Origin of the sequence: Sphingosinicella terrae (assembly GCF_003347635.1) — a bacterium.
GTDB lineage: Bacteria > Pseudomonadota > Alphaproteobacteria > Sphingomonadales > Sphingomonadaceae > Allosphingosinicella > Allosphingosinicella terrae.
This window is the reverse complement of sequence record NZ_QDFY01000007.1, coordinates 125,437-144,847: the sequence shown is the minus strand read 5'-3', so window position 1 is coordinate 144,847 and position 19,411 is coordinate 125,437. Positions and strand designations below refer to the sequence as shown.

General features: G+C 69.4%; 14 protein-coding genes. 4 read left to right on the top strand and 10 right to left on the bottom strand.

Translation table 11 applies throughout. The features are described 5' to 3' along the window. Window positions 1-45 precede the first annotated feature (45 nt). On the bottom strand, window positions 46-1,659 hold the full coding sequence (locus tag DDE10_RS15135) for a mechanosensitive ion channel family protein (protein WP_162806645.1): 1,614 nt from the start codon (window positions 1,657-1,659) through the stop codon (window positions 46-48). Between the two features lie 59 nt (window positions 1,660-1,718). Beyond that, on the bottom strand, window positions 1,719-2,537 hold the full coding sequence (gene fdhD / locus DDE10_RS15130) for a formate dehydrogenase accessory sulfurtransferase FdhD (protein WP_114953618.1): 819 nt from the start codon (window positions 2,535-2,537) through the stop codon (window positions 1,719-1,721). A 36-nt stretch (window positions 2,538-2,573) separates the two neighbouring features. On the opposite strand from fdhD, the gene DDE10_RS15125 reads away from it, so the two are divergent. Then, window positions 2,574-3,443 carry a methylenetetrahydrofolate reductase gene (locus DDE10_RS15125; protein ID WP_114953617.1) on the top strand — a complete coding sequence of 290 codons (870 nt, stop codon included), beginning with the start codon at window positions 2,574-2,576 and terminating at the stop codon, window positions 3,441-3,443. 142 nt (window positions 3,444-3,585) lie between these two features. On the opposite strand, the gene ligM is transcribed toward DDE10_RS15125, so the two are convergent. Beyond that, window positions 3,586-4,992 carry a vanillate/3-O-methylgallate O-demethylase gene (gene ligM, locus DDE10_RS15120; protein WP_114953616.1) on the bottom strand — a complete coding sequence of 469 codons (1,407 nt, stop codon included), beginning with the start codon at window positions 4,990-4,992 and terminating at the stop codon, window positions 3,586-3,588. A 149-nt stretch (window positions 4,993-5,141) separates the two neighbouring features. On the opposite strand from ligM, the gene purU reads away from it, so the two are divergent. Continuing rightward, entirely contained in the window at window positions 5,142-5,990 is an 849-nt protein-coding gene (gene purU, locus DDE10_RS15115) for a formyltetrahydrofolate deformylase (protein ID WP_114953615.1), read from the top strand. A 22-nt stretch (window positions 5,991-6,012) separates the two neighbouring features. Here the strand turns inward: purU and DDE10_RS15110 are convergent, their stop codons facing one another. Genes DDE10_RS15110 through ligK form a run of 3 tightly spaced genes read right to left on the bottom strand, consistent with a single transcriptional unit; the run spans window position 6,013 to window position 8,631 of the window. Then, complete coding sequence (locus DDE10_RS15110; RefSeq protein ID WP_114953614.1) at window positions 6,013-6,903, bottom strand: amidohydrolase family protein; 891 nt, start codon at window positions 6,901-6,903, stop codon at window positions 6,013-6,015. Further along, on the bottom strand, window positions 6,900-7,964 hold the full coding sequence (locus DDE10_RS15105; protein WP_114953613.1) for a 4-oxalomesaconate tautomerase: 1,065 nt from the start codon (window positions 7,962-7,964) through the stop codon (window positions 6,900-6,902). Before DDE10_RS15105 ends, DDE10_RS15110 begins: the two co-directional genes overlap by 4 nt. Next, window positions 7,957-8,631, bottom strand: a complete 675-nt coding sequence (gene ligK, locus DDE10_RS15100; RefSeq protein WP_114953703.1) for a 4-carboxy-4-hydroxy-2-oxoadipate aldolase/oxaloacetate decarboxylase — start codon at window positions 8,629-8,631, stop codon at window positions 7,957-7,959. The genes DDE10_RS15105 and ligK overlap by 8 nt, the downstream gene beginning before the upstream one ends. A gap of 148 nt (window positions 8,632-8,779) precedes the next feature. On the opposite strand from ligK, the gene DDE10_RS15095 reads away from it, so the two are divergent. After that, window positions 8,780-10,234, top strand: coding sequence for an aldehyde dehydrogenase family protein (locus DDE10_RS15095; protein WP_114953612.1), 1,455 nt, complete (start codon window positions 8,780-8,782; stop codon window positions 10,232-10,234). Window positions 10,235-10,250: 16 nt separating this feature from the next. On the opposite strand, the gene DDE10_RS15090 is transcribed toward DDE10_RS15095, so the two are convergent. From DDE10_RS15090 to DDE10_RS15075, 4 genes are all read right to left on the bottom strand, one after another. Further along, window positions 10,251-10,685 carry a hypothetical protein gene (locus DDE10_RS15090; protein WP_114953611.1) on the bottom strand — a complete coding sequence of 145 codons (435 nt, stop codon included), beginning with the start codon at window positions 10,683-10,685 and terminating at the stop codon, window positions 10,251-10,253. Between the two features lie 66 nt (window positions 10,686-10,751). Further along, window positions 10,752-13,994, bottom strand: a complete 3,243-nt coding sequence (locus DDE10_RS15085; RefSeq protein ID WP_114953610.1) for an error-prone DNA polymerase — start codon at window positions 13,992-13,994, stop codon at window positions 10,752-10,754. Between the two features lie 16 nt (window positions 13,995-14,010). Further along, window positions 14,011-15,717 (bottom strand): DUF6504 family protein, encoded by a 1,707-nt coding sequence (locus tag DDE10_RS15080; RefSeq protein ID WP_114953609.1) that lies wholly within the window; start codon window positions 15,715-15,717, stop codon window positions 14,011-14,013. Further along, a complete protein-coding gene (locus DDE10_RS15075) occupies window positions 15,635-16,399 on the bottom strand; it encodes an ImuA family protein (protein ID WP_114953608.1) in 765 nt (254 codons plus the stop codon). Before DDE10_RS15075 ends, DDE10_RS15080 begins: the two co-directional genes overlap by 83 nt. Window positions 16,400-16,515: 116 nt before the next feature. Here DDE10_RS15075 and DDE10_RS15070 point away from each other — a divergent pair, with 116 nt between their 5' ends. Then, window positions 16,516-19,395 (top strand): M16 family metallopeptidase, encoded by a 2,880-nt coding sequence (locus DDE10_RS15070; protein ID WP_162806644.1) that lies wholly within the window; start codon window positions 16,516-16,518, stop codon window positions 19,393-19,395. Window positions 19,396-19,411 lie beyond the last annotated feature (16 nt).

The following is a 19,411-nucleotide window of genomic DNA, read 5'->3' as shown; positions in this document are numbered from 1 at the left end:
TAGCCGTCGCCCCGGGAGCGGGCAATCGACAGGACCGGGGACGATCTAGACCGGGAGGCGCCCGCCGAGATCGACCGCCGGCGGCGCGAGCTGGAAGCCTTCGGCGGCGATGGCCTCGAGCGCCCTCAGCAGCAGCTCTTCCTGGACGGCGAGGAAAGCGTCGAAGTCCTCGGCCACGACATAGCCGAAGACCTCGATCGGCAGGCGCGCCTCGCTGGGCGGCAGCAGCCGGACGCGAATGGCGCCTTCGAGCAGCCGGTCGTCGGAGGCGAGCGCGGTACGGATCCCGTCGAGCAGGCGGCGCAGCTGCTCGGGATTCGCCGCGCCTTCGACATGGAAGACCGGCTGGAACAGGAAATGGTCGCGGCTGGACAGATTCTCGACCTCGGCGTTCACCAGGCTGGAATTGGGGATGACCAGCAGGGTCCGCTCGAGCGTTCGCACCCGCGTCGAGCGGAGTCCGACATCTTCGACGGTACCGGTGCGCGAGCCGAAGCGGCAGACGTCGCCCACCTTGAACGGCCGGTCCGACACGATCGAGAGGCTGGCGATGAGATTCTCCAGCGTCTTCTGGGCTCCGAGCGCCAAGGCGAGGCCGCCGATGCCCAGGGCGGCGATCGCCGTGGTCACCTGGAAGCCGAAGACGTCGAAGACCGCGATCACCGCGGAAACGATGATGAGCAGCTTCGCCGAGCGGCTCGCCATTCGAATGATCGCCGTGGCGCTGGCCCGGCCGCGGCGGGCAAATCCGGCCAGCGCCCGGTCGGCGACCAGGTCGATCACGCGCCACAGCAGCCAGGCAAAGGCGATCCAGCCGATGACGAAGGTGAGCCAGGCAAAGGCTTCCCGGGCAACGATCGAGATGCCGAGACTCGGCGCCAGCCAGCTGGCGAGACCGACGGCGGCGAACAGGATGAGCGGCACGGCCACGGCGCCGGCGAGGCGGAGCGCCCCGCCGAGACGGCCGCCGATCGAGCGATGGCCGAGCAGGACCAGCCGGTAGAGCAGCCAGGCCATCAGGAATACCGCGCCGCTGATCGCGGCAAGGGTGAGCCAATGGGAGAAGGGGGCTCCGGCCACCTGCCATTGCGAGAGGCGCTGCGGAAGCCATCGCTCGGCGGGGACCGGTTCTTCCGGTGCCTCGAGCGAGAAAGCGGCGGTCAGGGTCTCGGCCGAGAACAGCCAGACGAGGCGGCCATCCCCCTCCTCCACCCGGCGCAGCAGCAGGTCCTTCACAGCCTCGCCGCTGCCCAGCGATCCGACTTCCTCCAGATCCGGCTCGAGCGCGTCGGCGAGATTGCCCTCGCTGTCGCGGCTCAGCTCCACGCGCGGGCGGAACTGCCCCTCGCGGTCGAGCACCGCCTGGAATCGCCGGGCCAGCGCCGATCCGCTCCGCTCGCCTCGGGCTCCGCGCACCCCGCGCACGTGCAGATAGCGGCCGGCGAGCGCATTGTCGCCGGCGGCGATCGCCCGGACGTAACCGGTGACCGTGCCCGCCGGCGTCGACCGTCCGAAAGGGTCGACCGCCGCCGTTTCGGCCGGGGCCGCCCCGTTGGACTGGGGAGACGCCTGCGCCGAAGCCGGAGTCGCGAAGGCGCCGGTCACGACGAAGAGGATCAGGCCGAGCAGCCGCATGAGGTGAGGTTGGCGTGCGGTCATCGAGATTCCCCGCCGGACCTACGCGAAGGTGTCGGCTTCGTTCCTTCGCCGGCCGCCCTTCAGCGCCCGGCAGCGAACAGGCCGTGCGGATCGGCCATGACCAGCATCGAATCGGCGCGCGCCAGTGCGATCAGGGTGAGGCCGGCTTCGTGCGCGCGTTCGACGGCGAGGCTGGTGGGGGCGGAAACGGTGACAAGCATCGGGAATCCGGCGAGAGCGGCCTTCTCGACCAGCTCGTAGGAGCAGCGCGAGGTCAGCAGGGCAAAGCCGCCGCTCATGTCGACTCCGCCACGCAGGCAGTGGCCGACCAACTTGTCCAAGGCGTTGTGACGCCCGACATCCTCGCGCGCGGCGACGAGGGCCCCGGAGCCGTCGAAGAAGGCGGCGGCATGGACGGCGCCGGTGTCGGCATTGAGCGGCTGATGCGCGCGAATCGTCTCGAGCGCGCGAAACAGCGATTTGGCCTCGATTGCCGGCGGGCAGCCGACCCGCGGCAGGGGCCGCAGCGCCTGCTCGAGATTCTCGATCCCGCAAAGGCCGCAGCTCGATTCGCCGACCCGGACGCGAACCCGGTCGAAGACATGCTCCCGCCGGTCGGGCGCCAATTCGATGTCGAGCAGCAAGCCCTGGTCGGCGGGCCGCACGTCGACGCGGACCAACTCGCCGATATGGCCGATCAGCCGCTCCGACAGGGCGAAACCGGTGGCGAAATCCTCGAGATCCGCCGGCGTCGCCATCATCACGGCATAGCCGATCCCGAAAAAGCTGAGCGCGACCGGAGCCTCCACCGGCACCGCTCGGCCCGCCGCCGCGGCAGCGCCGTCGGGGGTGAGCGAAACTGTGTCGAAGCGCGTGACAAATTGTATGTGATGCTGCATATTTCTTCGCACTCACGAAAGCATCGGCAGGACGAAATGGCGACGATAGCACAGACCTCGGATCCCAAGGCTGCCCTGGTTCGGCTGCTCGAACATTATTCCTGCGAGGTCACCACGCGCGACCAGAAATCGCTCGATGCCGCCGGCGACCTCCTCCGGCCGAAGACGCGGGTATTCATCGCCTCCTTTCCGAAGGACACGGTCGACGATTTCATCCGCGGGGCGACCAAGCTGCACCGCGCCGGAATGGTGGCCATCCCCCATATCGTCGCCCGCAACATCCCGAGCCGCGCGGTGCTCGAGGACATGCTGGCGCGCCTCTCCGGCGAGGCGGGGGTCGACCGCGCCCACGTCGTCGGCGGCGACCGGGACGCTCCGGTCGGCGAATATGATTCGAGCCTGCAGCTGCTCCAGACCGGCCTGTTCGAGAAATATGGGGTCAATCGGATCGCGCTTGCCTGCTACCCGGAAGGGCACCCCCGTATTCCGGAGGACGTGCTCGAGTCCGCCCGTACCGAGAAGATGCGGGTCGCGGCCGAGCAGGGCCTCAGCGTCTGGCTGGTCAGCCAGTTCGCCTTCGAGGCACCGCCCATCGTCCGGCTCGCCCGGCACCTGCGCAGCCAGGGGATCGAGGAGCCCTATCGCGTCGGCATAGCCGGCCCGGCGAGCCATGCCACCCTGCTCAAATATGCGATGCTGTGCGGCGTCGGCACGTCGCTGCGGGCGCTCAAGGAGCGCCGGGGGCTCGGCCGGTCCGCGCTCGGCGGCGAGACGCCCGAGCCGCTGCTCAAGGAAATCGCCGTGGCCCGCGAGGCGGAGCCCGACCTGGGAATCGCCGGCGTCCATTTCTTCACTTTTGGCTCGCTCGCCCAGACTGCGAAATGGGTGGAGAGCCTGCGGGGATAGACCGTCCGCCCAGGATATTTCCCCTCCCTGGAAACAGGGAGGGGTTAGGGGTGGGTGGATTCCCACCGGCAATGCGATTTCGAATACGTACCCACCTTCGGCCCCTCCCTGCGTGCAGGGAGGGGAGTTGATGGCCGGCGCCTCAGCCGACGCGCTCGGTGCGCCAGCCTTGGTGATAGGTCTCGCGGGCGACCCGGCTGTACGGAACCGGGCTGACGACGGCGCGGACCTCGATCTGGCGGTGCGGCTCGACCGTGGTCTTGCGGGTGCCGCCATTTTCCTCGCCCCAGACGACGCGAAGCTCGGTCCCCTCGGGGATCTCATGGTCGATCGTCGCGAGGCTGAGCGCCGTCTTCTCGTTGTAGCTGTAGCCGGTGAACATCGACAGCCCGATCGTCGTGCCGCCGGCGTCGACGACACGGTCGTAATTGGATGACGCGTAATTGGCGAGCGGCAGGTCGAAATACTTGTAGGGCTGCTCGTCCGGGTTGAACTGCGAGGCGAAGATCTTCGCCATGTCCTCGGCGTTCCAGGCCAGAGTGACCTTGCGCCGCTGCGTCGCCGGATCGATCTGCTCGAGCGCCTCGCGGCCATGGAAATCGTGGTCGAACTTGACGAACGGGCCGTAGCCCAGCTCCCACGGGTTCAGATAATAGTCCTCGACATTGTCGGAAACGAAGCTGCCGCCGATGCCGCCCGTCGCCTCGTAGCTGTCGGCGCCGAGCCACTCGCGATAGGATTTGAGCTTCTCGCCCGTGTAGATGGCGGGAAGCGGCGACGGGATCCAGCCGGATTCGAGGGTGTTGGAGGGATAGGCGCGGCTGCCGACCTGGATGAGGCCGAGATCCTTGCCGGCCTCGACGATCGCAGCGCGGATCTCGTCCTGCTCCTCATAGGGACCCCAGATTTCGAGGCCGGGGGCGCCGGCCATGCCATGGCGAAGCGTGCGGACCTTGCGGCCGGCAATGTTCATCTCGCTCATGTTGAAGAATTTGAGCTGCTCGAGCGGGCCGCCATGCAGCTTCTCGATGATCTCCCAGGCGTTGGGGCCCTGGATCTGGAAGCGCCAATGGGTGCGCTTCACCGGCTTGCCCATCGGCCGGGACGGCGAGCGGTCGTCCTTGACCACCTCGACATTGTAGCCCCCGGTCTCGGCATGGAACATCAGCCAGTTCGCCGCCGGAGCGCGGCCGACATAGAGGAGCTGCTCCTCCGCGAGATAGAAGAGGATGCCGTCGCCAATGACATGGCCATAGGGCGTCGTCGGGACATATTGCTTGGCCTTGTCGACCGTGAAGTTCTTGAACGTGTTGATTGCGGTGTCGGAAACCAGCTTCACCGCGTCCGGGCCGTTGATGAACAGCTCGACCATGTGGTGGGACTGGTCGAACAGCACGGCGCTGTGCTGCCAGGCCCATTGCTCGGAGCGCCAGTTGGAGAATTCCGGCGCGACCACCGGATAGACATAGGCGCCGATCTGCGAATTGCGCATCATATCGACCGGATTGCCGGCTGCCTGCAGGACTTCCTCTAGATTCTTCGCGCTCATGTCGGGCCTCATTCCTCTCTTCTCGAAACGGTTCGAGGGGGCAGGCCGATCGCGGATCCGGACGTACGCCGAGTCCCCCGCCGGAGCCCTGCGCCTCTCGTGAAAAGCCTTCTGGCCTCGTTAGAAATAATATGCAACACAAACGAATTATGACGGCTCACATCCTCACTCTTTCGTGCGACGACCGCCCCGGACTGGTGGCCGCCGTCGCGGGCCTGCTGTTCGAGATGGGCGGCAACATCCTGGAAGCGCAGCAGTTCGACGACGTCGAAACCGGGCGCTTCTTCATGCGGGTCCTGTTCGACCTCGCCGGTGAAACCGACGCCCTGCGGGCGCGGTTCGCTCCGCTCGCCGGACAGCATGGCATGGAATGGCGGCTGCGCCGGCGCGACGAGCGCAAGAAGGTGATGCTGCTCGTCTCGAAGTTCGACCATTGCCTCGGCGACCTGCTCTACCGCGCCCGGATCGGCGAGATGAACATGGAACCGGTGGCGATCGTGTCGAACCATCCGCGCGAGGCGCTGCAGATCTCGATGATCGGCGACATCCCCTATCACCATTTGCCGATCACCAGGGAAACCAAGCCCCAGCAGGAGGCGCAGATCAAGGCGCTGGTCGAGGAGACCGGCGCCGAGCTGGTCGTGCTCGCCCGCTACATGCAGGTGCTCTCGGACGATCTCTCCGCTTTCCTGCACGGCCGCTGCGTCAACATCCACCACAGCTTCCTGCCCGGCTTCAAGGGCGCCAAGCCCTATCACCAGGCCCATGCCCGCGGCGTGAAGATGATCGGCGCCACCGCCCATTTCGTCACCGGCGACCTCGACGAGGGCCCGATCATCTCGCAGGACGTCGAGCATATCACCCATGCCGACACGCCCGACGATCTCGTCCGCAAGGGCCGCGACATCGAGCGCCGCGTGCTCGCCCGCGCGGTCCACTACCTGCTCGAGGACCGGGTGCTGCTGAACGGCGTGAAGACGGTGGTGTTCGCCGGCTAGGCCGTCGCCTGGCCCGGCGGCGTCAGCCTTCTTCCGGCCAGTAGAGCCGCATCGGATTGTCGACGAGGAGCTTGCGCTGCAGCGCCTCAGTCGGCGCAATGCGAGGGATCACGTCGACGAGGCTGCCATCGTCGGGGATGCGATGCTCCATGTTCGGGTGGGGCCAGTCGGTGCCCCAGAGGCAGCGGTCCGGATAATCCTCGACCAGCGGCCGGACCGCCGCGACGAAATCGTCATAAGGCTCGCCCTGGGGGGACAGGCGGTCGGGACAGGTCGGCTTGAACCAGATGTCGTCGCGGCCATCGAGCAGGCGGCGGAAGGCCTTCATGTCGGGACCGTCGGATCCCTGGGTCACGTCCGGCCGGCCCATATGGTCGACGACTACCGGCACCGGGATAGCGTCGAGAAACGGCCGCAATTCCTCCAATAGGTCCGCCTCGAAATAGACGACGACATGCCAGCCGAGCCGGGCGATGCGGCCCGCCACGTCGAGGAAGCGATCCTTGGGCGCATCGTCGACGAGCCGCTTCAGGAAATTGAAGCGCACGCCGCGAATGCCGCCGGCATGGAGCGCGTCGAGCTCGGCATCGGCGATGGCAGGATCGACGACGGCGACGCCGCGTGCTCGGCCCTGCGCGCGGGCGATGGCGTTCAGCGTGGCGCGATTGTCGGTGCCGTGGCAGCTCGCCTGGACGACGACATTGCGGCTGAAGCCGAGCCGGTCGCGCAGCGCGAACAGCCTCTCTGGCCCCGCATCCTGCGGCAGATATTTGGCCTTCGGGCTGAACGGGAATTCGGCCATCGGCCCGAAGACGTGGCAATGGGCATCGATCGCGCCCGGCGGCGGGCGGAAGCGGGGCTGCGACGGGTTCTCGGACCAGCTGCGGATCCGGCCGTCGGCGTCGACGCTCATCCGAACACCCTTCCGTCCATCAGCTTGCGGGCGGTCCTGAGCATGGCGGCGCTGGTCACGGCGCCGGTCTCGTCGGTCTCGAGCACGCAGGTCGTCTCGCCGGTCGGGTGCTCGACCGACAGCGTCTTGCGGCGGCCCTCGGGAACGGTCGCGACCGCAGCCGCCGGCGAGCCGGGGACGAGGCAGGCGGTGGCGACGCTGACCGCGCCGAGCACGCCGATCGACGCATGGGCCCGATGCGGGATGAAGGAACGGACGGTGACGGCGCCGCCGTCCCGCGGCGGCGCGACCAGCATCATCTTCGGGACCGATTTCCCGGCGACGTCGCCGAGGTTCATGAGCGGCCCGGCGGCGAGCCGGATCGCCTCGATCCGCTGCTTGAGCGCGGCGTCCCCGTCGAGCGTGTCGCGGTCCTCATAGCCGGTGGCGCCGACATCCTCGGCCTTGAACACGACGCAGGGCATGCCGTTGTCGATCAGCGTGCAATCGACCCCTTCGATGCGGTCGACCGCATGGCCGGTCGGCAGCAGGGCGCCGCAGCTGGAGCCGGCCGTGTCGCGAAACTCGAGCGGCACCGGCACGGCGGTGCCTGGAACGCCGTCGATCCGCGCCTTGCCGTCATAGCAGACCCGCCCGCTTGGGGTCTGCACGGTGGCGACGGCGACCTGGCCGGTATTGGCCATGTAGATGCCGACCCTGGTCTCGCCGTCCTCGGCCGCGACGAGGCCGCGCTCGATCGCGAACGGGCCGACGCCGGCGAGGATGTTGCCGCAATTCTGGGCGTCGGTGACGATCGGCTGGTCGACGAAGACCTGCAGGAAGAGATAGTCGACGTCGACGCCGGGACGATCGGAGCGCGAGATCACCGCCACCTTCGACGTCAACGGGTCGGCGCCGCCCATCCCGTCGATCTGGCGCGGGTCGGGCGAGCCCATCACCCGCAGGAGCAGGGCGTCGCGCTGCGCCGTGTCGGCGGGAAGGTCCTCGGCGAGGAAGTAGCCGCCCTTCGACGTTCCCCCGCGCATCCACATGCAGCGGACGCCGTTCGAGGGATCAGACATATTTGAGGCCCATCGCCTCCAGCTTGCCGCGCATGTCGTAGATGTCGAGGCCGAGCTCGCCGGCGGAGAGACGCTGGCGCTTGCTTTCCTCATTGGCTTCGCGCGCGCGCGCCTTCTCCAGCACCGAGGCGGCGTCGGCGCGGGCGACGACGCAGACGCCGTCATCGTCGGCAACGATGACGTCGCCGGGATGGATGAGCGCGCCGGCGCAGACGATCGGCACGTTGACCGAGCCCAGGGTCGCCTTCACCGTCCCTTGCGCGAACACCGACTTCGACCAGACCGGGAAACCCATCCGGTTGAGGTCGCGAACGTCGCGTACTCCCGCCTCGATGACGAGCCCGCGGCAGCCGCGGGCCATCGCCGACGTGGCGAGGAGGTCGCCGAAATAGCCGTCCTCGCACGGACTGGTCGGTGCGAGCACGAGGATGTCCCCCTCCTTCAGCTGCTCGATCGCGACATGGACCATCCAATTGTCGCCCGGCGGGGCCGAGATGGTCACCGCCGATCCGGCGATCCGCGCGCCCGCTTGAATGGGACGCATGAAGCTGCGCAGTAGACCGGTGCGGCCCTGCGCCTCATGGACGGTGGCGACGCCGCATTCGCCGAGGCCGTCGACGACCTCGGGGCGGGCACGCTCGATATTCTGGACGACGATTCCGGACATGGCGGCACCAATGCCCCGGCGGTCCTGAGGTACAAATTCGAACAGGCCGCCGGCCATAAGCAGACGCTATTCCAGCATCCCCCAGTCTGGACTCGGCACCGCTTCCCTTCCACATGGTCGAAACGACCGGACGTGGAGGATGCCCCCGATGAACGAGTATCTGAAGCATTATGTCGACGGCCAGTGGGTCGCCAGCGAGGGCGGCCGTCGCCACGAGGTCGTCAATCCGGCGACCGAGGAAGTCACGTCGGTGGTGATGCTCGGTAGCCAGGCCGACGTCGACAAGGCCGTCGCCGCCGCCCGCCGCGCCTGGGAGAGCTACTCGCAGACGAGCCGCGACGAGCGTCTCCAGCTGCTCGGACGGATCATCGAGGAATATAAGAAGCGCATTCCGGACATCGCCAGGGCGATCTCCGAGGAGATGGGCGCGCCGATCACCCTCGCCACCACCGCCCAGTCGGGATCGGGCATGGGCCATCTCGCCTCGACCCTCGAGGCGCTGAAGGGCTTCGCCTTCGAGGAGTCGACCGGCAAGAACCGCGTCGTCTACGAGCCGGTCGGCGTCGTCGCTCTGATCACGCCGTGGAACTGGCCGATGAACCAGATCGTCGCCAAGGTCGCGCCGGCCTTGGCCGCCGGAAACACGGTGGTGCTGAAGCCGTCCGAGCAGACCCCCGGATCGGCCGCGATCTTCGCCGAGGTGATCGACGCCGCCGGTGTTCCGGCCGGCGTCTTCAACCTGGTGCAGGGCGACGGCCCCGGCGTCGGCGAGGCGCTGGCGAAGCACCCGGACGTCGACATGATCAGCTTCACCGGCTCGACCCGCGCCGGCATCCTCGTCGCCAAGAACGCCGCCGACACGGTGAAGCGGGTCCACCAGGAGCTGGGCGGCAAGTCGCCCTTCATCATCCTGCCGGGAACTCCGCTCGACATGGCGCTGCCCGGCGGTGCCGGCGGCATGCTGCTCAATTCCGGCCAGAGCTGCGTGGCGCCGACCCGCTTTCTCGTCCACCGCTCCCAATATGAGGAAGCGCTGGAGAAACTGGGCCAGATCTTCGGGTCGAAGGCAGTCGACGATCCGACCAAGGAAGGCGGCCATATCGGCCCGGTCGTGAACAAGCCCCAATATGAGAAGATCCAGGGCCTCATTCGGAAGGGCATGGACGAGGGCGCCCGGATCGTCGTCGGCGGCCTCGGCCGGCCCGAGGGCAAGGACAAGGGCTATTATGTGAAGCCGACCGTCTTCGGCGACGTGAGCAACGACATGACCATCGCCCGCGAGGAGATTTTCGGTCCTGTCCTCGTCGTCATCCCCTACGACTCGCTCGAGGAAGCTGTCGAGATCGCCAACGACACGCCCTACGGCCTGGGCGCCTATATCGCCGGCGATCCCAATGTCGCGAAGCAGATCGTGCGCAAGATCCGCGCCGGCAGCGTGTTCGTGAATTCGGGCGGACTCGACTTCAACTCGCCCTTCGGCGGCTACAAGCAGTCCGGCAACGGCCGCGAGTTCGGCAAGTTCGGCCTCGAGGAATTCTGCGAGATCAAGTCCGTGATCGGCGACGTGCCCGCCGACGCGCCGCCCGCGGAAACGGCGGCCTGATCTTCGCCTTCCGCCGTCAGCGGGGCGAGAGGGTGAAGCCGGGCGGCGCCCGGTCCTCGCGATGCTCCGAATGGTACATGTCCATGACCAGGGTCACCTGGCCGGGTGCCGCCGCGCCGCAATCGAGCGGGTAGGCATCGACGATCGTGCCGAAGGCGCCGACGCCGGCGCTGCCGCGCTGGCCGGTCCGGGGCGCCGAGCCGTCGGCGCAGCGCAGACGGGCGATATAGGCGCGCTCCCCGTCGGGCCCGCCGACGCGCACCGGATTCTCCGCCGTGCCGAGCGGATGCGCCGCGGCCGCGGCGATCGCCTCGTCGAGATCGTCCGCGTCGGGGGCAAGCCCCAGCTCGGCGAGCATCGATTCGGGCGATCGGGTCCGCTCGCCCAGTTCCTGGGCGGCGGCGGGCGCCGCGGCGAGGGCGGCGGCGAGGATCAGGGGCAAGCAACGCATGGCGGTCTCCTTGGCGGAAGAAGGGCTTAGCCGGCGCAGGGCGCCGGGCCAAGGCGGATGGCCCGGTCAGTGGAAATCGCGAGTCTTCACGCGGATGCCGGGTTCCTTGGAATAAGGGTAGAGCGGCAGAGGCCCCTTGCCGCGGCGATCGGGGCTGCCCCCCCTGGCGCCGTCGCCGGGGCCGGTGCGGTGCGGGAAATCGCGCTGGCCGACGGCGCGGAGCAGGGTGGATTCGTCGTGAATCCGGTCGGCGATGATGTGGATGACGTCGCCTTCCTTCTGCAGCTGTCCCTCGATCCCGATCATCGCCGCCGCGAGCACCGTGCGGCGATATTTCTCGTAGAGACGCTGCCAGACGATGATGTTGGCGATGCCGCTTTCGTCCTCGATGGTGATGAAGGTGACGTTGCCGGCGCCCGGGCGCTGGCGAATGAGGACGATGCCCGAAAGCCTGACCTTGCGACCGTCCCTGATCGTCTTGAGCGCGCCGCAGGGCACCGAGCCGAGACGCTCAAGCTCGGGCCGGACGAAGGCGAGCGGATGATCGCGCAAGGTGAGCTGGATCGATCGATAATCCTCGACCACCTCGCGCCCCTCGGTGAGCGGCGTGAGCGCGACTTCAGGCTCGGCGTCGCGGGCATCGGCGGCGGCGAAGAGCGGCAGCGGTGCGTCGCCGAGGCCGCGCACCTTCCACAGCGCCTGGCGGCGGTCGAGACCGAGGCCGGCAAAGGCGTCGGCATCGGCGAGCTTCTCCAGCGCCGCCACCGGCACGCCGGAACGGCGCCAGACATCCTCGACCGAATCGAACGGCCGCTCCGCGCGCGCCGCGAGGATGCGGGCGGCATGATCATTGGCGAGCCCCTTCACCAGCCGCAGGCCGAGGCGGACGGGGAGATATTTCCTCCCCTGCAAAGGCAGGGGAGGATCAGGATCCTCGATCGTGCAATCCCACCGGCTCTGGTTGATGCAGACCGGCCGCACCTCGACATCGTGCTCACGCGCGTCGCGGACGATCTGGGCGGGGGCGTAGAAGCCCATCGGCTGGGCGTTGAGCAAGGCGGCGCAGAAGATGTCCGGATGGTGGCACTTCATCCAGGAGGAGGCATAGGCGATCTTGGCGAAGCTGGCGGCGTGGCTCTCCGGAAAGCCGTAGCTGCCGAAGCCCTCGATCTGCTTGAAGGTCCGCTCGGCGAAGTCGCGCGCATAGCCGTTGGCCACCATCCCCTCGACGAGCTTGTCGTGGAAGGCGCTGACGCCGCCGGTCGACTTGAAGGTCGCCATCGAGCGGCGCAGCGCGTCCGCCTCGGTCGGCGTGAAGCCGGCACCGACGATAGCCACCTTCATCGCCTGTTCCTGGAAGAGCGGCACCCCCTTGGTCTTCTGCAGCACCTCGCGCAGCGCCTCGGAGGGATATTCCTCCGGCTCCTTGCCCTCGCGCCGGCGCAGATAGGGGTGGACCATGTCGCCCTGGATCGGGCCGGGCCGGACGATCGCCACCTGGATGACGAGATCGTAGAATTCGCGGGGCTTGAGGCGCGGCAGCATGCTCATCTGGGCGCGGCTCTCGATCTGGAAGGTGCCGAGCGTGTCCGCCTTCTGGATCATCGCATAGACCCGGTCGTCGTCCTTCTGGAGCATTTCGGAATCGAGGCCGAGGGAAATGCCCTTATGTTCGGCGAGAAGCTCGAAGGCGCGGCGCATGCAGCCGAGCATGCCGAGGCCGAGCACGTCGACCTTCATGAAGCCCAGTTCCTCGATATCGTCCTTTTCCCACTCGATGACGTCGCGATCCTCCATCGCCGCCGGCTCGATCGGGACGAGCATGTCCAGCCGCTCGCGGGCGAGGACGAAGCCGCCGGGATGCTGGGAGAGATGGCGGGGCGTGCCGATCAGCTGGCGGGCGAGCTCCAGGGTCAGAGCGAGCCGGGGATCGCGGCTGTCGAGATGGAGATCGGCGGCGTGGCGCTCGCTCACCCCCTCGCTCGACCAGCCCCAGATCTGGCCGGCAAGCGCGCCGGTCACGTCCTCGGGAAGGCCGAGCGCCTTGCCGACCTCGCGCACCGCGCCGCGGCTGCGATAGCGGCTGACCACGGCGGTCAAAGCGGCATGGCGGCGGCCATAGGTCTCGTAGATCCACTGGATCACCTCCTCCCGCCGCTCATGCTCGAAATCGACGTCGATGTCGGGCGGCTCGGCGCGGCTCTCCGAGATGAAGCGCTCGAACAGCAATTGATGCCCGACCGGATCGATCGAGGTGATGCCGAGCACGAAGCAGATCATCGAATTGGCCGCCGAGCCGCGACCCTGGCAGAGTATCTCCTGGCTGCGGGCGAAGGCGACGATCGCGCTGACGGTGAGGAAATAGGGCGCGTAGCCGAGCCGGCCGACGAGCGCGAGCTCATGCTCGAGCAGCGCGGCATAGGCGTCCGGCACGCCGGGAAAGCGCGCCTGCAGCGCCTCGCGGGTCAGCTGCTCGAGCGCCTCCTGGGGCGAGCGGCCCGACATCATGGTCTCGTCGGGATATTGGTAGGCGAGATCGCGCAGCGAGAAGGTGCAGCGATCCGCGATGTCGGCGCTCGCCCGGATCGCGTCGGGAAAGGCGGCGAAGCGGCGCTCCATCTCCGGCGGCGGCTTGAGGTGACGGTCGGCGAAGCGCTCGCGCCTGAAGCCGAGATCGTCGATCGTGCATTTGTGCCGGATCGCGGTGACGACGTCCTGGAGCAGGCGCTTGTCCGGGCTGTCGTAGAGGATGTCGCCGGCGGCGAGGCTGCGGACCCCGAAGCGCCGCGCCATCGCGTCGAGCGCGTGCAGCCGGACGGCGTCGCCCGGACGGCGGCGCAGGCCAAAAGCGGCATGAGCGCGCTCGCCGAAGATCTCGGCAGTCAGCCGCAGGCCGCGCTCGGCCCCGGCATCGGCCTCGCCGGTGACGAAGGCGGCGACGAGGCCGCCGGCATGGGCCTCGACATCCTCCCAATGGAGGAAGCATTGTCCCTTCTCGCCCTTCTTGCGGTCGGCGCGCTGCTTGCCGAGGGTGAGGAGGCGGGTCAGGCGCGACCAGCCGTCGCGATCCTCCGGCCAGACCAGCAGGGATTGCCCGTCCATCAGATCGAGCCGGCAGCCGGCGACGAGCCGCACCCCGGTCGCCTCGGAAGCGCGCAGCGCATGGACGAGGCCGCCGACGCTGTTGCGGTCGGTGATGCCGAGCGCCGGATGGCCGAGCAAAGCGGCGGCCGAGAACAGCGCCTCCGCGCTCGACACCCCGCGCAGGAAGCTGAAATGGCTGGTGACCTGGAGCTCGGTGTAGGTCATCGCGGAGTGGCGTTCCTCATCCGAACAGTCCGTGCAGGTACCAGCTGAGATCGCCGGTGCGGGAATCCTCGCCGTCGCCGCGGCGAAACAGCCAGAAGCGCTGGCCGGCCTCGTCCTCCACCTGGAAATAGTCGCGCACCGCCTCCGCCTCTCCCTTTCGCTTCCACCATTCGCCGTGGATCCGCTCGGGCCCGTCGGCCTGGCGGACGCGATAGGCCCGGCCGCGCCAGCTGAAGCGGCGCGGCGGCTGGTCGGGGAGCAAGGCGACGACATTGTCGATCCGCTCGGGCGGCGACAGCAGCCGGACCGGGCGCGGCCAGGACGGCCAAGCCGCCGTCGCGGCCAGCGGCGGCACCCGGCGGACGCTGCGCTCCGGCACGTCGCTCTCGACGGCGCTCGCGCGATAGAGGCGGCGGCTCCCCAGCCGGCCGGCGAGGCGGTCGATCAGCGGGACGATGTCGGGCGCGGGCCGCTCGCCGGCGAGGCCGCCCTCGATCGGCTGCGGCCCCAGCGGCTCGACCCGGGCCGCGGTCAGACGGACGCACTCGATACCGAAGCCGGGCTCGATCGTCTCGATCCTGGCGCCGAGCAGGCGCAGGAGATGAGGGCCGTCGCGGGTGGCACGGGCGGTGCCGACGCCCACGATCTGGGTCTCGCCGTCGACCCGCTCGCAGGCGAAATCGAGCCGGCGGACAGCCAACCCCTCCTGCTCGAGGCGGCGCACGAGGCGGCGCATCGCCTCCGCCATCGCCTCGGCGATCGCCTCCGCCGTCCCGATCGGCTCGACGAAGCGAAGCAGGATCGAAGGCGGATCGACCGGCACGATCGGATCGAAGGGCTCGCCGGCCCGGCCGAGCGCCTGATCGAGGCGGGTGAGCAGGGACCGGCCGAAACGCCGCTGCAGCGGCGCGCGCGGCTTGGCGACCAGGTCGGCGATCGTCTCCAACCCCAGCCGCCGGGCGGCGGCGAGCGTCGGCTCGTCGAGGCGGAGCGCGGCCAAGGGCAGCGGCGCCAGCGCCGCCGCCTCTCCGCCCGGGGGGCAGAGGATCAGCGGACCGGCGCCGAAACGGGCGAGCGCATGCGCCGCGCCGGCGCTGCCGGCGACGGCGATCCGGGCCGAGAAGCCCAAGCGGGCGCAATAAGCGAGGATCCGATCGGCCATGCGCCGCTCGCCGCCGAACAGGTGGGCGACGCCGCTGAGATCGAGCCAAAGCCCGTCCGGGCCCGAGACGGCGGCACGGGGCGTCCAGCGGCGGGCGGCGAGCAGGCCGAGCCGCGCCAGCCAGGCGCCGTCGCCTTCCGGATCGGAATCGCGGACGTCGAGCCCGGGCACGAGCATCCGCGCCTGGGTGACCGCCATTCCGGGCTCGAGCCCGAGCGCCAGCGCCTCCCGCGAGAGGGCGGCGAGGACGACGCGCTGGCCGGAGCGATGGGCGGTGACGAGCGGCGCCTGCGCCGTGGCGATCGGCGCGAGCGAGCGTATCTCCTCGTCCCGCGCCCAGCGCGCACCGGGGCGGAAGCCGGGGGCATTGGGGCAGGAGCAAGCGGGACGTTCGCTGGTCTCCGCTTCGAAGTTGAAAGATGCCCCTCCACCACCCTGCGGGTGGTTCCCCTCCCCGCGAAATCGCGGGGAGGATGAGCTAGGCGGCGCGTCTTTCCTCTCCGATCGCCTGATCCGGTCGATCGGCAGGAAGGGCAGGAAGAGCGAGGCGAGCCTCGGCATCGGGGGCCTCCAATATCCATTGATGCGCTTCGCCGCCGCGCTGGCGGACGAGCGCGACATTCCAGCGGCCCCGGCCGACCCCCGGCACCGCCAGCCGCTCCGAAGGCAGGCAGGCGAGGCGCCAACGGGTGACCGCGGCCGACGGCGGCGCCAGCGGATCGGCATCGGCCCGTCGCCAGCGGCGCAGCAGCAAGGCGGTCGTCCCGCCCTCCTCGGCGGCGAGCTGGAGCCGGCGGCCGGCGGCGAGCTTCAGGCTCCCCGCCTCGCCGACCACCGCGGCGAGGCCGCCATGGCGCAGCCCCTCCTCCATCACCGCCAGCACCTCCTCGTCGCGGCGGCATTCGGCGTAGATCAGCCGATCCGGCGCCAGGCCCGCTTGCGCGAGGCCCGGCGCGAACAGGTCGCGCCGCGACAGCGCCCAGAGCACAATTCCCTCCTCCAGCCGGGCGGCGATCGAGGCGAGGAACAGCACGCAGGCGGCCTCGTCGCCCAGCGCCGGGCTGGCCGGCGCCGCCTCGTGCAGGGCCGCGACGGCCAGGCCACCGCCGGCGAGACGGCGGTCGACCTCGGCGAGGCCGAAGGGCAAGCAGGGGCGGCCGGCAACGCGGCCGGCGCTCTCGATGGCGCGCACCTCTTCGCGCAAAGCGGCGAGGCGCACGTTCTGTGAAGACGTGAGCGGCATGCGACTCGGACTCTCTTGTTCGCTTTATGTTCCAACTCCGTTCAGCCGGAGTCAAGCCGATCGTCCCGAAAGGAGCACGCGCCCTTGCCATCGAGGGAAGGCATCCCACGTCGCCGATGCTCGACAAAGCCACTGTCCCGAACGAAAAGCTCCCGATGATCCTGCTGCGCGCGCTGCTGCTCCCCCTCCTCATCCTGATCGCCCTCCCCGCCCCGGCGCTTGCCCAGGGCGGCGACTCCGACTGGCTCTATCGCGGCAGCGACATCGCGCCCGATCCCGCCTGGCGATTCGGCACTTTGCCCAACGGCCTGCGCTATGCGGTGCGGCGAAACGCCTTGCCGGCCGGACAGGTCTCGATCCGGATCCGCATCGACGCCGGCTCGATGCACGAGGAGGACGGCGAGCGCGGCTGGGCCCATTATGTCGAGCACATGCTGTTCCGCGGGACCGAGAGCTATCCGGACCGGCGGGCGCGGCAGATCTGGCAGGAGCTCGGCGCCAGCTTCGGCAGCGACAGCAATGCCCGCACCACCCCCAACGAGACCGTCTACCAGCTCAACCTGCCTCATGCGGAACGGCCGGCGCTGGACACCAGCCTCGCGGTGCTCGCCGAGATGATGTGGCGCGCCCGCTTCGACCAGGCCGCGGTCGAGGCCGAGCGGCCGGTCATCCTCGCCGAGAAGGGGCGGCGGCCCGAGCTCACCCAGCGCATGGTCGAGCTCTCGCGGCGGCTCTTCTATGCCGGCCTGCTCTATGGCGAGCGCGACCCGATCGGCACCGACGAGACGCTCAATGCCGCCACCGCCGATGGCCTCAAGGCCTTTTACCGCCGCTGGTACCGGCCCGACCGCACCCATGTCGTGATGGTCGGCGACGCCGATCCGGCGATGATGGAGGAACTGATCCGGGCCCGTTTCGGTGGATGGACGGCCGAGGGCCCGCCGCCGGCCGAGCCGGATTACGGCCGCATCGCCGAGGTGGCGCAGCCGGTCGCCAACCTCGCTTATCCCGGCACCCCGCTGGCAGCGACGGTAATGTGGCTGCGGCCCTACGAGGCGCTGCCGCACACGATGGAACGCGAGCGGCTCTATCTCGAGGAATCGCTCGCCGAGCGCATCCTCAATCGCCGGCTCGAGGCCCATGCCCGCGGCGAATCGGCCTTCATCAACGCCTCGGTCGATGCCGGCCGCTCGCGCAACGTCACGTTCGCCACCAGCCTCTCGGTCGTCGCCCGCGAGCAGCAATGGCAGCCCTCGCTCGAGCAGGCCTTCGCCATCGTCGCCGACGCGCTGCGCGATCCGCCGAGCGCGAGCGAGATCGACCGGGAATTGCGCAACCTGCGCACCGCCGTCAGCGCCGCGGTCCAGGGCGAAGACACGGCCCAATCGCAGGTGCGCGCCGAGCAGCTGATCGGCGCCATCGGCAACGGCGCGGTCGTCACCACCGCCCGGACGGTGCTCGACAATTTCGAACGGAACGCGCCGCAGATGACGCCGGAGCGGGTCGGCGAGGCGATGCAGCGCCTGTTCGCCGGCGCCGGTCCCCGAATGATGCTGGTCTCGCCGGAGCCCGTCGCGGGCGGCGAGGCGACCCTCGCTTCGGCGCTCGCCGCCGCGCAGGCGGCAGCGCCAGCGATCCGCGCCGCCGACCGCAGCGTCAGCTTCGACGACCTGCCGCCGCTCGGCCCGCCCGGCCAGGAAGTGTCGCGCCAGCATGTCGAGGATCTCGACGTCACCATCGTCCGTTTCGCCAACGGCTCCACCCTCACCTTCAAGCCGACCCGGTTCGAGCAGGGCTCGGTCCAGGTGCGGCTGCGCTTCGGCGCCGGCCAGGCCGGCTTCGCCCCCGACCAGCCCTCGCTCGGATGGCTTGGCGGCCTCGTCGGCCCCTCCGGGCTTGCCGGCCTCGACCTCGAGGGCATGGAGCGGCTGCTCACCGGCCGCCGGATGGCGATGACCTTCGCCATTGGCGAGGATGCCTTCGTCCTGGCCGGCCAGACCAATTCGGAGGACCTGGCCGACCAGCTGCGGCTGCTCGCCACCAAGCTCACCCATCCGGAATGGGACCCGGCCCTGTTCGCGCGTTTCCGCAGCGCGGCGGTGGAAAGCTTCGACCTCCATTTCTCCTCGGCATCGGCACGGGCGACGCGGGAGATGGGCGGCTTCATCCGCCCCGACGACCAGCGCTGGCGGCCGATCGAGCGGCAGGAGATGGCGGCGGTGACCGTCGAGCAGTTCCGCGACTTCTTCGCGCCCTTGCTTTCGCAGGGCCCGGTCCACGCCGTCATCGTCGGCGACATGGAGCTGGAGGCGGCGGTGGAGGCGATGCGCCGCACCGTCGCGTCGCTTCCGCCGCGCCCGCAGCCCGCCATCCCGGCCGAAGCGGCGCAGGTACGGCCGCCGGCGCCCGATCCGCAGCCCCGCACCTTCACCCACGAGGGCGATCCCAACCAGGCGTTCGCGATGATCGGCTGGTCGACGCTCGGCGGGCGCGACCGGATCGAGGAGCGGCGGGCGCTGGCGTTGGCCGCCAACATGTTCCAGGCACGCCTGTTCGACCGGCTGCGCGAGGAGGAGGGCGCCACCTACTCGCCCAACGGCGCCCATCTGAGCTCCGATTCCTTTCCCCAATGGGGAATCTTCTACGCGTCGGCCGAAATCCGCCCCGACCGCGCCGAGACCTTCTTCCGGGTAGCGCGCGAGATCGTCGCCGACCTCGCCGCGCGCCCGGCCCTGGCGGACGAGTTCACCCGCGCCCGCAATCCGGTGATCAGCGGCATCGAACGGCGGCTGGCGACCAACGCCTATTGGGTGGGCGCGGTCGAGAATTGGGTCGAGCATCCCGAGGAAATAGAGAGCGTCCGCTCCTACCTCGCCGACTATCGCGCCTTGACGCCGGAGGACGTCCGCCAGGCCGTCGCCTCATGGGTCGCCGACCAGGGCGACTGGTCGATGCTCGTCCTTCCTAGTAGAGGGGTAGCCGAGAGAAGCGAATAGTGGCCAACAGCGCCGT

Coding starts and splice junctions, on each gene's coding strand:
- DDE10_RS15085 (WP_114953610.1), bottom strand. CDS start 13,994: ATGACCTACACCGAGCTCCAGGTCACCAGCCATTTCAGCTTCCTGCGC.
- DDE10_RS15125 (WP_114953617.1), top strand. CDS start 2,574: ATGGCGACGATAGCACAGACCTCGGATCCCAAGGCTGCCCTGGTTCGG.
- DDE10_RS15070 (WP_162806644.1), top strand. CDS start 16,516: ATGCTCGACAAAGCCACTGTCCCGAACGAAAAGCTCCCGATGATCCTG.
- DDE10_RS15135 (WP_162806645.1), bottom strand. CDS start 1,659: ATGACCGCACGCCAACCTCACCTCATGCGGCTGCTCGGCCTGATCCTC.
- DDE10_RS15110 (WP_114953614.1), bottom strand. CDS start 6,903: ATGAGCGTCGACGCCGACGGCCGGATCCGCAGCTGGTCCGAGAACCCG.
- ligK (WP_114953703.1), bottom strand. CDS start 8,631: ATGTCCGGAATCGTCGTCCAGAATATCGAGCGTGCCCGCCCCGAGGTC.
- DDE10_RS15095 (WP_114953612.1), top strand. CDS start 8,780: ATGAACGAGTATCTGAAGCATTATGTCGACGGCCAGTGGGTCGCCAGC.
- DDE10_RS15080 (WP_114953609.1), bottom strand. CDS start 15,717: ATGCCGAGGCTCGCCTCGCTCTTCCTGCCCTTCCTGCCGATCGACCGG.
- ligM (WP_114953616.1), bottom strand. CDS start 4,992: ATGAGCGCGAAGAATCTAGAGGAAGTCCTGCAGGCAGCCGGCAATCCG.
- fdhD (WP_114953618.1), bottom strand. CDS start 2,537: ATGCAGCATCACATACAATTTGTCACGCGCTTCGACACAGTTTCGCTC.
- DDE10_RS15090 (WP_114953611.1), bottom strand. CDS start 10,685: ATGCGTTGCTTGCCCCTGATCCTCGCCGCCGCCCTCGCCGCGGCGCCC.
- DDE10_RS15105 (WP_114953613.1), bottom strand. CDS start 7,964: ATGTCTGATCCCTCGAACGGCGTCCGCTGCATGTGGATGCGCGGGGGA.
- purU (WP_114953615.1), top strand. CDS start 5,142: ATGACGGCTCACATCCTCACTCTTTCGTGCGACGACCGCCCCGGACTG.
- DDE10_RS15075 (WP_114953608.1), bottom strand. CDS start 16,399: ATGCCGCTCACGTCTTCACAGAACGTGCGCCTCGCCGCTTTGCGCGAA.